The organism is Actinoallomurus iriomotensis, assembly GCF_030269445.1.
GTDB lineage: Bacteria > Actinomycetota > Actinomycetes > Streptosporangiales > Streptosporangiaceae > Actinoallomurus > Actinoallomurus iriomotensis.
The window spans coordinates 58,472-73,009 of sequence record NZ_BSTJ01000010.1; the positions used below are offsets into that span (position 1 = coordinate 58,472).

The 14,538-nt window shown below is 72.3% G+C and carries 9 protein-coding genes; 4 read left to right on the top strand and 5 right to left on the bottom strand.

The window, feature by feature from the left end; genetic code table 11:
• Positions 1 to 34: 34 nt before the first annotated feature.
• A complete protein-coding gene (locus tag QSK37_RS35385) occupies positions 35 to 919 on the bottom strand; it encodes an SGNH/GDSL hydrolase family protein (protein ID WP_285629683.1) in 885 nt (294 codons plus the stop codon).
• Between QSK37_RS35385 and QSK37_RS35390 the strand changes: the two genes are divergently transcribed.
• From QSK37_RS35390 to QSK37_RS35400, 3 genes are read left to right on the top strand one after another with little or no spacing between them, the layout of a single operon-like run.
• Entirely contained in the window at positions 900 to 1,574 is a 675-nt protein-coding gene (locus QSK37_RS35390; protein WP_285629684.1) for a response regulator transcription factor, read from the top strand. The two genes, QSK37_RS35385 and QSK37_RS35390, sit on opposite strands and share 20 nt — an antisense overlap.
• On the top strand, positions 1,571 to 2,983 hold the full coding sequence (locus QSK37_RS35395; protein WP_285629685.1) for a sensor histidine kinase: 1,413 nt from the start codon (positions 1,571 to 1,573) through the stop codon (positions 2,981 to 2,983). The genes QSK37_RS35390 and QSK37_RS35395 overlap by 4 nt, the downstream gene beginning before the upstream one ends.
• 5 nt (positions 2,984 to 2,988) lie before the next feature.
• Positions 2,989 to 3,459: a hypothetical protein gene (locus QSK37_RS35400; protein ID WP_285629686.1), complete on the top strand. Its 471-nt coding sequence runs from the start codon at positions 2,989 to 2,991 to the stop codon at positions 3,457 to 3,459.
• Here the strand turns inward: QSK37_RS35400 and QSK37_RS35405 are convergent, their stop codons facing one another.
• Positions 3,460 to 4,662 carry an acyltransferase family protein gene (locus QSK37_RS35405; protein WP_285629687.1) on the bottom strand — a complete coding sequence of 401 codons (1,203 nt, stop codon included), beginning with the start codon at positions 4,660 to 4,662 and terminating at the stop codon, positions 3,460 to 3,462.
• 149 nt (positions 4,663 to 4,811) lie between these two features.
• Complete coding sequence (locus QSK37_RS35410) at positions 4,812 to 7,610, bottom strand: glycoside hydrolase family 2 protein (RefSeq protein ID WP_285629688.1); 2,799 nt, start codon at positions 7,608 to 7,610, stop codon at positions 4,812 to 4,814.
• 208 nt (positions 7,611 to 7,818) lie between these two features.
• On the opposite strand from QSK37_RS35410, the gene QSK37_RS35415 reads away from it, so the two are divergent.
• Positions 7,819 to 9,540, top strand: coding sequence for a cellulose binding domain-containing protein (locus tag QSK37_RS35415; protein WP_285629689.1), 1,722 nt, complete (start codon positions 7,819 to 7,821; stop codon positions 9,538 to 9,540).
• 73 nt (positions 9,541 to 9,613) lie between these two features.
• Here QSK37_RS35415 and QSK37_RS35420 read toward each other — a convergent pair whose 3' ends face one another.
• On the bottom strand, positions 9,614 to 12,649 hold the full coding sequence (locus tag QSK37_RS35420) for an ATP-binding protein (protein ID WP_285629690.1): 3,036 nt from the start codon (positions 12,647 to 12,649) through the stop codon (positions 9,614 to 9,616).
• 320 nt (positions 12,650 to 12,969) lie between these two features.
• Positions 12,970 to 14,130, bottom strand: a complete 1,161-nt coding sequence (locus QSK37_RS35425) for a permease (protein WP_285629691.1) — start codon at positions 14,128 to 14,130, stop codon at positions 12,970 to 12,972.
• Positions 14,131 to 14,538: the final 408 nt, after the last annotated feature.

A 14,538-nucleotide genomic window follows, 5' to 3' on the forward strand; every position in this document is an offset into this window, starting at 1 on the left:
CCGTGCCAGGCGTGACCGGCCCACGGCTCGCCGGTCAGCAGCCCTTGAAGTGCTTGTCGGCGGACCAGCCGGTGTTGGCCCACGACCGGGGCGCCGCCGGCGTGAAGCCGGGGAACGACTTCGCCAGTTGGCCGAGCAGCCAGTTGGTGAAACGGGCCGCCCCCTGCGGGCAGGTGTGGATGCCGTCGGTGCTGCGGTCCGCCCTGCCGTCTCTGACCCGCTGATAGGTCCTGCCCCACACCGCGCCGGCGTCGAGCAGTTGGGCCCGCCCGGACGACTCCGCCGCGACCGCCCGGGCGACGTCCGGGGCGCGGTCCAGGTCGGCCATGTGCGGCCGGTAGAAGTCGTCGGCCCTGATCGGCGGCGCGGTGACCATGACCAGCTTCGCGCCCGCCCCGGTCACGGTGGTCAGGAGCCTGTCGTAGGCGGCCCGCTGCTGCTGCCGGCTGCCCCAGTCGTAGGTGGTGAGCTGGTAGACGACCACGGTGGGCCGGGCGGAGGCGATCTGTGCCGGCAGCTTCTTCCAGTTCTCGCCGGAGAACGGTCCGACGACGTTCCCGCCGCCGTCGGCGGCGATCGACTGGAACGCCACACCACCGGCCTTGAAGGCGGCCGCCAGCGGCAGCGCCTCACCGGCGGCGATGGAGTCGCCGAGGAAGAGCACCTTGGACAGGCCGGGGCCGGTGGGGGCCGCCGTCGCGGTGGACCCGCCGGAGCAGGCGGTCAGCAGGAGCAGCCCGGTCAGGCCCGGGATGAGGCCCGGGATGAGGCTTCGTGTCTTGGTCATGGCCTCGACGGTGCCGCCGCCGTGTCCCGGTGCCTGCGCCGTCGTGTCCCGGTTGTGTCGCAGGAGAACGCCGTCACCGTCGAGCCGGGCCGGTCCTGTCCATACTGGACGGGTGCCGGCGATTCTGCTCATCGAGGACGATCCCCTGGTTCGGCGCGGGTTGCAGCTCGCGCTGAGCCGGCACGGCCACGGCGTCCGCACCGCGGAGACCGGCGAGGTCGGTCTGCGCGAGCTGCGCTCGTCAGCGCCGGACCTGGTGGTGCTCGACCTCATGCTTCCGGGCATCGACGGGTTCGGGGTGTGCCGCCGGATCCGGGCGGCCGGTGACGTGCCGGTGATCATCCTCACCGCCCGCGGTGACGACTTCGACGTCGTCGGTGGTCTGGAGGCGGGCGCGGACGACTATGTCGTCAAGCCGGTACAGCCCACCGTGCTCGACGCGCGCATCCGCGCGGTGCTGCGCCGCGGCGCCGGCGGCTCCGGCGACGTGCGAGTGCACCGCGACCTGCGCGTCGACACCACCGCGCTGACGGTGTCGTTGCGCGGCTCACCGGTGTCGCTGACGCCGACCGAGCTGCGGCTGCTGCTGGCCCTGTCCCGGGCTCCCGGGCGGGTGTTCAGCCGGCAGCAGCTGCTGGAGGAAGTGTGGGAGCACGACTACCTCGGTGACTCCCGGCTGGTCGACAACTGCGTGCAGCGGCTGCGGGGGAAGATCGAGGCCGATCCCACGACGCCGGTGTACGTGCAGACCGTACGCGGGTTCGGCTACCGGTTCGGGCCGGTATGACCAGGCGGCCGAGGCCGCGCGGGCTGCGTGTCCGGCTGGTGGTCGCGTTCGTGCTGGTGACCGTGCTCGGTGCCGCCGCGGCGGCCTGGTCGAGCGCCGGATCGGCGAGCGCCGCGCTGGTCGCCTCGACGCAGCAGCGGCTCACCGAGACCATCGCCGGGCAGATCGGTGCGATCACCCCCCAGCTGGTCTATCCGCCGGACCAGGGCGCGCTGGAACGGCTGCGCGCGGCCGTCGGCGCGGACACCCTGGTGACCTACCGGAACCTGCGTTCGGCGGAGGGCCCCGACACCGGGCTCGTCACCGATGCGCTGCGCACCGCCGTACGCACCCGGCGCCGGCTCGTCACCGAGCGGATCATCGCGGGCGGCAAGCCCTGGCTGCTGGTCGGCATGCCCATCACCCTCACCGCGCCGAACGGCGCCCGCACCCCGTCCGGCATCGAGGTGTACGCCGTGCGCGACCTCAGCAACGTCGAGCGGCGGATCGACGGCCTCGCCAGGACCGCGGCCGGCACCGCCGCGCTGGCGCTGCCGCCGGCCGTGCTGCTGGCGCTGATCGCCGCGGGCGGCGTGCTGCGCCCGGTGCGTGAACTCCGCGACACCGCGCGCCGGCTGGCGGCCGGTGATCTCGACGCGCGGTCGCCGCCGCAGGGCGCCGACGAGCTGGCCGAACTGACCGTGACCATCAACGAGATGGCCGAGTCGGTGCAGGCGTCGATGGCGGCGATGCGGCGGATGCAGGCCGATGCCAGGAGGTTCGCCGCCGACGTCTCCCACGAGCTGCGTACCCCGTTGAGCACGCTGACGGCGGTGGTGGAGGTGCTGGCGACGACGACCGACGGGATGGAGGCGGACGCGCGCGAGTCCGCGCAGATGGCGATCACCGAGACACATCGGCTGGTCCGGCTCGTCGAGGACCTGATGGAGGTGTCCCGCTTCGACGCCGGCACCGCCCGGCTGCGGGTGGAGGAGGTCGACGCGGCCCGCGCCGTACGTGACTGCCTGCGGGCCCGTGGGCGGCTGGACCGGGTCGACGTGGTGGCCCCGGACGGGATCCTCCTGCGGGTGGACCCGCGCAGGCTGGACGTCATCGTGGCCAACCTGGCCGAGAACGCGTTGCGGCACGGCGCACCGCCGGTGCGCGTGCGCGTCTCGGCGTCACGGGAGCAGGTGCTGATCGAGGTCACCGACGGCGGACCGGGCCTGCCCGAGCAGGTGTTGCCGCAGGTGTTCGACCGCTTCTACAAGGCCGACGCCGCTCGCACCCGTACGCCGGGCAACGGGCTCGGGCTGGCGATCGCCCGGGAGAACGCCCGTCTGCACGGCGGCGATCTCACCGCGGGCAATGCCGACGGCGGCGGTGCGCGCTTCGTGCTGCGGCTGCCGAGGAATCCGGAGGACCGGTGAGGCGGATGCGGATCTGGCCGGCGGTCGTGGTCCTGCTGCTCGCGGGATGCGGTGTCCGTCCTTCCGGGGTGGCCGACGGCGGCGAGGCCCCGACGGGCGTGGCACCCGGGGTGACGCTGTACTTCGTCGGCGCGCGGGGCGAGCTCTCGCCGCAGCTGCGGCGAACCGGCCACCTGGGCGGGATCCCCGAGGCCATGGCGCTGCTCCTCTCGGGGCCCGGCGAATCCGGTCTGCGCACCGACATCTCGGCGAGCGCGACGACCCAGGTCGTGGTGACCGTCGCACCGGGCGTCATCCGGCTCCTGGTGCCGCTGTCGATTCACGAGGTGACCCCGCTGGGCATCGACCAGATCGTGTGTACGGCGCTGGGCGTGCACATCCAGAGCGGCGGATCCAAGCGCACGGAGGCGCAGGTCCGCTTCACCCTGCCCACCCCGGAGTCGGACAAGCGGCGAACCTGCCCGCTGTTCAGGTGATCAGCCCAGCCTGCCGATGTCGATGGTGACCGGGGCCGGGGCGGGCAGCACCGACCACAACACGGCCAGCCCGGCCATGACCGCCGCGAACGCGAGCAGCCCGCTTCGCCTCGTGGCCCACCCGGCACGGAACCGGATCGGGTCCTCGACCAGGTACTTCGAGAGCACGGCGAGACCGATCGACACGGCGCACGCCGCGACCGTACGGACCCACCCGCGCTGCGCGGAGAGCAGTACGAAGACGGGCCAGTGCCACAGGTACAGGCTGTAGGAGATCAGTCCCAGCCCGCGCAGCGGCCACGAGGCGAGGACCGTGCCGACCGCCGTTCGCGGCTCTCCCGCACACAGCCCGACCAGCAGCGCGGCGGCCAGCGAGTGCACGAAGAGCCCGCCGGTGAACAGCCACGCCGAGTTCACACCGTCGACGAGCGACCACGCCGTGCCCATTCCGATCGCCAGCGAGCACGACACGACGCCCGCCCGCCGGCCGGCCACGCGGGCCACCAGGGCGCGCACCGGCCGGGTGGCGACCATGGCGCCCAGCAACAACGAGAACGCCCGGGTGTCGGTGCCGGTGTAGACCCGGGTCGGGTCCGCCGGGTCGACCAGCGTGACCATCAGCACCAGTGAGACGACCGAGACCAGGGCCGCGACCAGGGCCGCGACCGTCGCGACCCGCCGTCCACACCGGGCGATGACCAGCAGGACCACCGGCCACACCAGGTAGAACTGCTCCTCGACCGCGATGCTCCACAGGTGCTCGAACACCCGGGACGGCCCGAACCGGTCCCAGTAGCCGGCCGACTCGGCGAGCAGATGCCAGTTGACCAGGTTCAGCTGCACCCACGGGCCGTCCGAGAGCGTGGTTCGCACCAGGTCCGGCGGCCCCACCGCCCACACCAGCACGGTGACGCCGGCGAGCATGGTCGCCAGGGCGGGCAGCAGCCGGCGGGCGCGCCGGCCCCAGAAGGCGACCAGCGACACGGTGCCGGTCGCCTCGATCTCCCGCAGCAGCAGGTCGGTGATGAGGTGGCCGGACAGTGCGAAGAACAGGTCCACCCCGAGGAAACCACCGGGCAGGTGGCCGGTGTGGAACAACAGCACCCCGAGGATCGCGGCACCCCGTAGCCCGTCCAGCGCGGGCAGGTGCGGCCTGCGCCCGGTCGTCGCCCGAGTGGCCCTGGCCGGTTGAAGCTGCGTCATGGTGCCGACCGTGCCGGACCCGTGTCGAGATGCCGTCCGCGTCAGGTCGCAGTCGTGTCGTAACCGGCGGACGGCTTCTCGCGACAGGTCCTTGGGCCTGTCTCAAAGTCCGCGCCGCGCAGTAGGACAGCGGGGCTTTGAGACAGGCCCTAACGGCCGGCGGCGATCGTCCGGTCGGGCAGGTTGCGGCCGGTGAGGCTGACGACCGGATGCGCGCCGCGCAGGTCCGCGGCGCGGTAGCGCGCGGTCAGCGTCTGGCTCTGGCCCGGCCACAGCGTCACGTAGTTGTCGCTCCAGGTGATCGGCAGCACCTGGTTGTCGCCGTTCGCCGCCCGGCCGTCGCCCGCGCCCCGCCGTACGTCGGCGCGGGTGAAGACGGTCGGCGCCTTGCCGGTGTTGCGGATCGTGACCGTGGTGACCGCGTCGGCGCCCTCCCGGCGGGTCGACGCCGACGCCGCGACGGTCGCCGCCGGGAGCTTCTGCAGGCCGGTGAGATCGGCGTACCCGGCGGGCTGGAACGTGGCCCCGTAGCCCTGGCCGACCGTCTTGGCCCAGTCGACCTTGTCCGGCTTCGTGGACAGCCAGTAGACGTTCCGGCTCACCGTACGGCCGCCCTTGCTCAGTGTGAGCTCGAGGAAGTAGGTCTGCGAGGTCTGCGCCGGCACCTTCGGCGTCAGCACGGTCTGCACGCCCTGTGAGGCGAGGCCGGAGACGGCGACCCGCCGCTCGTCGCGGACCGCGCCGTTCAGGTCGATGACGCGCGAGGACGCGGTCAGGCCGTCCTGCCGGGAGCGGGTCACGTTGGAGACCTTCACCGAGCCGTCGGCGTAGTCGTACATGATGTGCACCGGTTCGCCGGCCTTGAGCGCGCCGAAGTACACGCCCGGCTGGTCGAAGTCGTAGTTGTAGATGTTCCAGTGCAGCGACGGCCACGCCTTGTTCAGCATCCAGTAGATGACGCCGGGGCTGGGGTTGGCCGGATCGCCCGAGCGCGCGAGGTAGGCCTCGAACTGCGCCCGCGTCACCTCGTACCCGCCCATCTGCGCGATCTTCTGGTACGAGGCCATGTCGGACCAGGAGCCGTAGCGGTTCCACAGCGGAGTGTTGTACTGCCCCATCCGCGCGGTCTTCGTGTAGGTGTTGAACGAGGCGGCGACGTGGAACAGGTCCGGCCCGGTGCCCGGTCCCTTCGTCGTGGACAGGTCCCAGATCTTCGCCTGGTCGGCGGGCGTCAGGAAGCGGTTGAGCGAGTCCTGCGTCGGCACGGTGTTGCCCGCACTGGTCTCGGTGTCGTACCCCCAGGCGCTGCCGGCGTTGGTGAAGCTCGGGTCGCTGCCCGCCGTCTCGGGGCCGTTCGCCCACCAGTAGCCCGGCGGCACGTAGTTGTACGGGCCCTCCTTGGCGCCGGACGGGCCGAGCTTCGGTGAGCTCTTGTACTCCGCCGAGGCCACCTGTGGCGTCTGCCAGTTCGCGTCCGCGAACGCCTTGAGGTAGATCGCCTCCTTGGCCGCCTCCGGCGCCTCGTCGCTGCCCTGGAACCAGGTGAAGACGCTCGGGTGGTTCCGCAGCCAGGACGCGACGCGGGTGGCCTGGTTGGCCGCGTTCGCCCGGAGGGCGTCCGGCCACTTGGCGATGGGGTCCTCCCACCGGTCGCAGCACTGCCAGCCGGTCATGGCGAGGATCCCGGCGCGGTCCATCTGGGCGAACATGTCATCCGGGGGCAGGTTGCCCTCGAACCGGATGGTGTTCAGGCCGAGGTTCTTGACGTACGCGAGCTGGTCGCGGATGTTCTGCGGCGAGTAGCGCATGAACATGTCGGGCGACCATCCGCCGCCCCGGATCACCAGCGGCACCCCGTTGATCACGAACCGCCGGTAGCCGTGGGGCGCGTGGGTCTTGCCCTGCGTGACCGGCGTGAGCGAGGACGTCACGGTGCGGATGCCGAAGTCCTCGCCGTACCGGTCGGACTCCTGGCCGCCGGTCCGTACGGCGGCGTCGAGGTGGTACATCGGCTGGCCGCCGAGCTGGTACGGCCACCAGATCGCCGGGTGGGACAGGTGGAGCTGCCGGTGGTCGGCGGGGGAGAGCGTGACCGTGCGCGTACTTCGCGCCGGCACGTCCGCGGTGGTGGTCACCCGTACGCGCGTCGCGCCGTGCGTGATGGTGGCGTCCAGCTCGCCGCGCTGGGCCGTGGAGGTGTCGTTGCGCAGGTCGGCCTTCACGGTGAGGTCGGAGCTGCTGAGGTCCTTGGCGTTGTTCTGCACGACGTGGACGTCGCGCAGCGAGATCGGCCCGGCCTGGGCGAGTTGCGGTGCGAAGCGCAGGCCCGTGCCCTCGTCGGGCGCGTGCGGGTTCCAGTCGAGCTGGCTGTCGGTGAGGTAGGTCTTCGGGTCGTTCTTGGCGACGTCGAGCGCGATCGCGTTGGCACCGTCGTGGACGTAGGGCGTGACGTCGTACTCGAACCGCGAGTAGGCGCCCTGCAGTTGCGTGCGGTCGGCCACCTTGGTGCCGTTGACCCACAGGTCCGCGGTGCCCAGCACCCCGTTCATGATCAGGTACGTCCGGCCGCCGGCCCGCGGGTGCACGGTGAGCTGGTCGCGGTACCACCAGTTCACGTTGAACTGGTCCTTCGGCACGCTCTTGAGCCGGTCGGAGAAGAAGACGTTCGGGTACCGGCCGTTCTCCACCAGGCCCGCCATCAGGGTCTGGGGCTGGGAGAGCGGCAGCCAGCCGGTCGCGGAGTAGTCCGGGCGGGAGATCTGCGCCCCGGAGGTCCCGGCGACGGACGAGGACTGGATGCGCCAGCCGGAGGTGAGCGGTGCGGTGCCGGGGCCGGGCGCGATGACGGCGGCGGGCGGTGGGGCCGCGGTGGCGACGCGAGGCGGCGTCGCGGCCGCCGCGGTGATCGTTCCCGCGAGCGCCACCATGATCAAAGATGTCCTGACCATAGATAACCGTACCTTCCGGGTCCGATCCTCCAGGCTGACCGTCACCACGTTTGATTGGGAGCCTCCCTAACAATTGCCGAAGAAGGCCGCGCCCGCAAGGTTTCCGTGAATGCCGGTGAAAGCCACTTTTCTTGAAGTAAGGGGTCAAGTTACCGTCGTGGCGGCATGTGGGAGCGCTCCCATTGCGACTCGCCCCTTGGAGTGGCCAATGCGATCCCGACGCGTGATCTCCGCGATCCTCGCGCTCGCCCTGGGCGCCTTCGGCGGCGTCCTGGCCACCGGCGCGAGCCCCGCGTACGCCGCCGTGCGCTGCGCGGTGGACTACACGGTGAACGACTGGGGCTCCGGTTTCACCGCCTCCATCACCCTGCACAACCTCGGCGACCGGCTCGACGGCTGGACGCTGACCTACGCCTACACCGGGAACCAGACGCTCACCCAGGGCTGGAGCGGCGACTGGAGCCAGTCGGGCCGGACGGTGACGGTGACCGGCGCGTCCTGGAACCGCACGCTCGCCACCGGCGCGAGCACCCAGATCGGCGCGAACTTCAGCTACAGCGGGACCAACGCGGCTCCCGCGTCGTTCGCGGTCAACGGAACCACCTGTGGGGGAGGGGACGGCGGCGGCGCCACGCCACAGGTCGGCATCACCACCCCGGCGGACGGCGCCACCGTCGCCGCGGGAGCGGACCTGCCGATCGCGGCGACCGCCACCGAGACGGGCGGCTCGATCGCCAAGGTGGAGTTCTACGACGGCTCGACGCTGCTCGGCACCGACACGACCAGCCCGTACGCCTACACCTGGGCCGGCGTCCCGGCCGGCGCCCACACGCTCACCGCCCGTGCCTATGACGCGGCCGGCGCCTCGGCGACCTCCGCCGCCGTGCACGTGACCGCGGGCGGCGGTGGCGGGAACACGACCGCGCCCAAGCTGCACGTGTCCGGGAACCACCTGGTCGACGCCGCCGGCGCCACCGTACGGCTCCGCGGCGCGAACCGGTCCGGCGGGGAGTTCATGTGCGTGCAGGGCTACGGCTTCTGGGACGGCCCGGTCGACGACGCGTCCATCGCGGCGATGGCCGCCTGGCACATCACCGCGGTGCGGATCCCGCTCAACGAGGACTGCTGGCTCGGCCTGAGCGACGTCGACTCCCGGTACGGCGGCGCGGCGTACCAGAGCGAGGTCGAGGGCTTCGTCTCCCGGCTGGAGGCGCACGGCATCACGCCGATCGTCGAGATGCACTGGAGCCACGGCACCTACACCGGCCCGTCCTCCGGCTGCTCGGACGTGAACGCGACCTGCCAGAAGCCGATGCCGGACGCGCAGTACGCCCCGGCGTTCTGGACCGGCGTCGCGGGTGCCTTCAAGGGCGACACCGCGGTCGTGTTCGACCTGTTCAACGAGCCCTACCCGGAGCGGGCGACCGGCGACGAGACCTCGGGCTGGACCTGCTGGCGCGACGGCGGCACGTGCGCCGGCATCCCGTACCAGGTCGCCGGGTTCCAGTCGCTGGTCGACGCGGTACGCGCGACCGGCGCGGACAACGTCGTCCTCGTCGGCGGGCTGGCCTACTCCAACGACCTGACCCAGTGGCTCGCGTACGAGCCGTCGGATCCGCGGCACAACCTCGCGGCGTTCGCGCACCTGTACAACTTCAACACCTGCTCCAACACGTCGTGCTTCGACTCCCAGCTCGCTCCGGTGGCGGCGAAGGTGCCGCTGACGCTCAGTGAGATCGGTGAGAACGACTGCGGGCACGGGTTCATCGACACCGTCATGAACTGGGCGGACGCCCACGGCGTCGGCTACCTCGGCTGGACCTGGAACACCTGGGACTGCTCTTCCGGCCCGTCGCTGATCAGCGACTACAACGGCACCGCCACGCCGTTCGGCGCCGGGCTGCGCGACCACCTGGCCGCGACGTCCTGACCGGCGGGGGAGCGAACACCGGGCACGCGGCCCGCCGCGGGGCGGGCCGCGTGCACCGGTCGCAGGGGCGCGCCTACAGCGTCGCGCCGGCCTTCTCCAGCAGCGCGGTGACCTCCGCGGCCCCGGCCGTGTCGGCCAGCTCCTCGAACAGGGTGCGGGCCTCCGCCCACGCTCGCACGGCGGCCGTCGTGTCGCCGGTCCCCGCGTGGGCGCGGCCGAGGCTGCGCAGCGTCTCGGAGAGGAAGGAGGTCCAGCCGCGGCTCCGCCAGATCTGCACCGACTCCTCCAGCCGGAGCGTCGCCGAGGCGTACCGCCCGGCGGCCAGGTCCAGGTCGCCGAGGACCCTCAGGGCGTCGGCCAGGTGGTGCGGCATGCCGAGCCGGCGGCTGACCGACAGGACCGCCTCGGCGGCCGGCCGCGCGCGGGGATCCTCCAGCGCGGCGTACAGCTTGGCCAGGTAGAGCAGCGAGAACGCCTCCGCGTAGCGGTCGCCGCGCGCGTGGCACATGGTGAGCGACGCGACGAGCAGGTCGTGCCCGCTGTCGAGCCGGCCGGCCGCGCAGTGCGCGGCGCCCAGGAACTGCATCGCGGTGGCCTCGAAGCGCGGGTTGCCCAGTTCGCGAGCGAGCTGCAGCGCGTGGGTCAGGTGCTCGATGGCGGCTTCGGCGCGCGCGTGTCCGCAGGCGACGCCCATCACCTGGCGCGCGCGTGCCTGCCCGCCGAGGTGGTCGTGGTCGCGCGCGAGCTCCAGCGCGCGGCCGGCCACCGCCAGGGCCTCGTCCGTGTCACCCCCGGCCACGAGCGCCCAGGCGCAGTTCACCAGCGCGTCGGCCACGCCGCGTGGCTCGCCCAGCTCCTCGAACATCGTCAGGAAACGCTGCGACCGTTCGTGCAGCGTGGCCATTGCCGTGCCCGACCGCGAGGACGAGATCCAGGTCGTCAGCTCGACCAGTCCGCGGGTCAGCACGGCCTCGCCGAGCCGGTTGCCGGTGGAGCGGCAGAGTCGCAGGGCGCGTTCGTGGACCGCCTGCCACTCCGCCGTCATGACCCGGACGTCGAAGTACTTCTCCAGGCATCCGGCCAGGTCCCAGGCGAACTCGTCGAGACCGAGGTCGCATGCCTGGCCCACCGCGGCCACCAGCGCCGGCCATTCGGCGTCGAACCAGGCGGCCGGGTCGCGCAGCGCCGCCGCGGTGATCGTCGTCGGCAGCGGCCACCGGGGCGCGGTGCCGTGGACGGCCGCGTAGCAGGGGCCCGGCACGTGCTCGGCGGCGCGCTCGGCCATGGCGAGCCACGCGCTGAAGGCCCTGGTCAGCGCCTCGCGCCAGGTGTCCGGCTCCTCTTCGTAGCACCGCTCGCGGGCGTACAGGCGCAGCAGGTCGTGGAAGCGGTAGCGGAGCCGTCCGGTCGGGTCGGCGCCGGCGACGTCGAGGAGCCGGGCGTCGACGAGCGTCTCGAGGTGCTCCTGTGCCTCCTCCACCGAGGCGTCCAGCATCGCGGCGGCCACCCAGCCCGCCACGTCGCCCACGTCCAGCAGGCCGAGCCGCCGGAACAGGGCACGAGCGCCGTCGGGCAGCCGCGCGTAGGCGACCGAGAAACCGGCGCGGACCGCGAGGTCGCCGGCGGACAGCTCGTCGAGCCGCCGGTGCTGGTCGCCGAGGATCGCGGCCAGATGGCCGAGGCTCCAACGGCGGCGGCCGGCCAGCCGCGCGCCGGCGATCCGCACGGCCAGCGGCACGTACGCGCAGAGCCGGGCGATCTCCGCGGCGACCTCCGGCTCGGCCTCGACGCGGTCCTGACCGGCGATCCGGGCCAGCAGGGCGGTCGCCTCGCCGGAGTCGAACACGTCCAGCTCGATCCGCCGGACCGACTCCAGCCCGGTCAGGTGGGCCCGGCTGGTCACGATCACCGCCGAGCCCGGCGATCCGGGCAACAGCGGGCGTATCTGGCGTTCACTGGCCGCGTTGTCGAGCACGATGAGGATCCGCCGGCCGGCGAGCAGGCTCCGGAACAGCGCGCTGCGCTCCTCCAGCGACTCCGGGACCGCGTGCGCCGCGATGCCGAGCGCGGTGAGGAACCCGCCGAGCACCCGGGCCGGGCTCGCCGGCTCGGCGCGTTCGGCGCCCAGGTCGGCGTACAGCTGCCCGTCGGGGAACCGTTCGGCCACACGATGCGCGGCGTGCACGGCCAGCGCGGTCTTGCCGACGCCGCCCATCCCCGAGATCACCACCGGCATGGTGGCCTGCCTGAGCACCCGGACCAGCAGGAAGACGTGCGCCTCCCGGCCGATGAAGTCGGCGATCGCGGACGGCAGCTGGGCGGGCGGCGGCAGCGCGGTCTCCACGAGCGGTCCGGGTCCGTGGTCGCGGTCCCGGGCGAGCACGGTGAGGTACGCGCGCTGGACGCGGGCACCCGGCTCGACGCCCATCTCGTCGATGATCCGCTCCCGCACCCGCTGGTAGCGCCGCAGAGCGTCGGCCGGCCGCCCGGCGATCGACAGCAGCTCGATCAGGCTCGCCTGGAGCTCCTCGTCCAGCGGATGTTCGTCCGCCAGGGCGTCGACCCGCGCCACCGCGGAGCCGGGCCGGCCCGCCGCGATGGCGGCCTCGGCGAACGCCACGGCGGCCCGGCGGACACCGGCGTCGGCCTCGCGGATGAGCGACCCGGCCCGGTCGAGATCGGCCAGGACGGGCCCCCGCCGCAGGTCCAGGGCGGACTCCAGCAGCTCGCACCGCACCGACGGGTCGTCGGTGGCCGAGGCGCTCCGCGCCAGCGCGCGGAACCGGCCGATGTCCACGGCCTCGGCGGGCACGACCAGCCGGTAGCCCGCGCCGTCGTACTCGACCGGCGGTGTGTCACCCGGCAGCCGGCTCAGCCAGTCGCGCAGGCGCGAGACCGCGGCCTGCACCGATCCGCGGCCGGTACGGTCCGCCCGGTCGGCCCACACGAGCTCGATCAGCTGCTCGGTCGTCAGCGGGCGTCTCCCCGCGAGCAGCAACACGCCGAGCAGCCCGCGGACCACCGCGGACCCGGGCGGCGGCACGGGCCGCCCGTCCACTTCGATCACCAACGGGCCGAGCACGCCGAACCGCGGCTCACCGGTGCCCATCTAGCCTCACGCCTCCGTCATCGGGTCCGATCCTGCCGCCCTTGGACTCCGCGCGTATCGATTGGGTTGCATCCGGAAGGCAGACAAGTCTCATCCGCAACGGTCGTTCGGTAGCGCATGTCGACGCGGAGGTGACCATAGTCTTCCTTGCCCGTCAGGGTGACCACGGCGCACGATCGGGACATGCGCAACTGCTCATGTGGTCACGGCTCGGGCTGCTCCTGCCCCAAAGGCTGTTCGTGCGGATGTAACGGCTGACGGTTCTCCTCAGCCATGACAGCCGGCGTCGCGAAGCCGGTTGGAGCGGGTGAGCGTGCCGGCTACCCGTGATGGTGGGCAGTCTGGTCCTTTTCGGGGTCGCCGCCCATCATGGTAAGCATCGGCACGCCGCCCGTACGGACGAAACGGGCAACAAGGATGGCGGTGATGGCCAGGAAGGCGATGTTGAGCCAGGTCGTGTAGTTCCAGGAGACGTGCGCCGCCATCACGGCCGCGTGACGTCTCTCCGGGACGAGCCCGGTCGTGCCGAAGACCAGCTCGACGACGTATCCGGCGGCGACCATGGCGGCGTAGAACGTCGCGGTGACGAACAGGGCCATCCGGATCCCGTAGTACTTCCGGTAGATGTTGATGATCGGCAGGATGATCAGGTCGCCGAAGATGAAGGCGATCACCCCGCCGAAGCTGATGCCGCCGTTCCACAGCACCGCGGCGAGCGGGACGTTGCCGATCGAGCAGACGAAGCTGACGACGGCGACCAGCGGCCCGACGAGCGGACCCCAGAGGGCGGCCGCCGTCGGATGCCCGCTGAGGAAGAAGTGGCGCCAGAACGAGTCGGGCACCCATGCGGCGACGGCGCCGGCGACGAGCAGCCCGACGACCAGGTCCCGCAGGATGGCCGCCCACTCCATCACGAACACGTGGGAGACCGCCGTGAACGCCTCCCTGGAGAACAGCCGCCGCCAGAACGACCCCTCCCGGCGCACCGCCATGTCCATCGCCGCGTGCCCCTCCATCGACCCGGCGACGCCGCGTTCGGCCTGGTGACGCGCCTCCCGCAGCAGGCGTTCGCGCAGGAACAGGCGGAACAGCAGCGCGATGGCCACGATCATGACGGGCCCGCCGACGAACTCCGCCGCGGTGAACTCCCAGCCCATCAGCAGCGCCAGCACGATGCCCAGCTCGATCACCAGGTTGGTCGAGGCGATCTCGAACGCCATCGCGGCCGTGAAGCTCGCCCCCTTGCGGAACAGCGAACGCGCCAGCGCGACGGCGGCGTACGAGCAGGAGGAGGACGCGGCGCCGAGGCCGGTCGCGACGATGAGCGTGCCCGGCCGGTCGTCGCCGAGCAGCCGGACGATCGTCGATCGCCGTACGACGGCCTGCACGACCGCCGACAGCGCGAAGCCGAGGATCAGCGCCCACAGGATCTCCCAGGCCATCGACCCCGCTATCGCCAGAGCATGCCCGATCGCGCCCATTGCGCCCCTTCCCGGCCGATGACGTGGTCCCCGGCGATGTTATTACCCCCAGGGGGTATATGCCAACGGCCGCGGGATCTCCGGGCACACGAAATGGGCGACCGGGAGGCTCTCCCGATCGCCCACGGGAACTCTCTTCCCTCGCGCCGGCCGGCCATGCGGCCGCGGCGGGCAGGGTCGCCGACGCCGCATCCCCGCGCCACCGGGATGCGGCGTCTCCTGCCCTCGGGTTTGCGCGGTCACATCTCCGAGCGACCGGCCGCGGACCGAGTTATCCGGCTGGCGATAAATGCGCCATCGCATTCCGAATCGACCGCAGAAGTGCACAATGTGCGATCTCTTCTACTGTCCGCTGGCGCGGTGTTCGCCGTCAAGAGCGCCAGGAGTAAACAACTTCGCCCGTTACGT

What these genes read in the sequence shown, in the direction of transcription:
- QSK37_RS35410 (WP_285629688.1), bottom strand. Translation starts at nt 7,610, where the DNA reads ATGGTCAGGACATCTTTGATCATGGTGGCGCTCGCGGGAACGATCACC.
- QSK37_RS35385 (WP_285629683.1), bottom strand. Translation starts at nt 919, where the DNA reads ATGAGCAGAATCGCCGGCACCCGTCCAGTATGGACAGGACCGGCCCGG.
- QSK37_RS35420 (WP_285629690.1), bottom strand. Translation starts at nt 12,649, where the DNA reads ATGGGCACCGGTGAGCCGCGGTTCGGCGTGCTCGGCCCGTTGGTGATC.
- QSK37_RS35405 (WP_285629687.1), bottom strand. Translation starts at nt 4,662, where the DNA reads ATGACGCAGCTTCAACCGGCCAGGGCCACTCGGGCGACGACCGGGCGC.
- QSK37_RS35415 (WP_285629689.1), top strand. Translation starts at nt 7,819, where the DNA reads ATGCGATCCCGACGCGTGATCTCCGCGATCCTCGCGCTCGCCCTGGGC.
- QSK37_RS35425 (WP_285629691.1), bottom strand. Translation starts at nt 14,130, where the DNA reads ATGGGCGCGATCGGGCATGCTCTGGCGATAGCGGGGTCGATGGCCTGG.
- QSK37_RS35395 (WP_285629685.1), top strand. Translation starts at nt 1,571, where the DNA reads ATGACCAGGCGGCCGAGGCCGCGCGGGCTGCGTGTCCGGCTGGTGGTC.
- QSK37_RS35400 (WP_285629686.1), top strand. Translation starts at nt 2,989, where the DNA reads ATGCGGATCTGGCCGGCGGTCGTGGTCCTGCTGCTCGCGGGATGCGGT.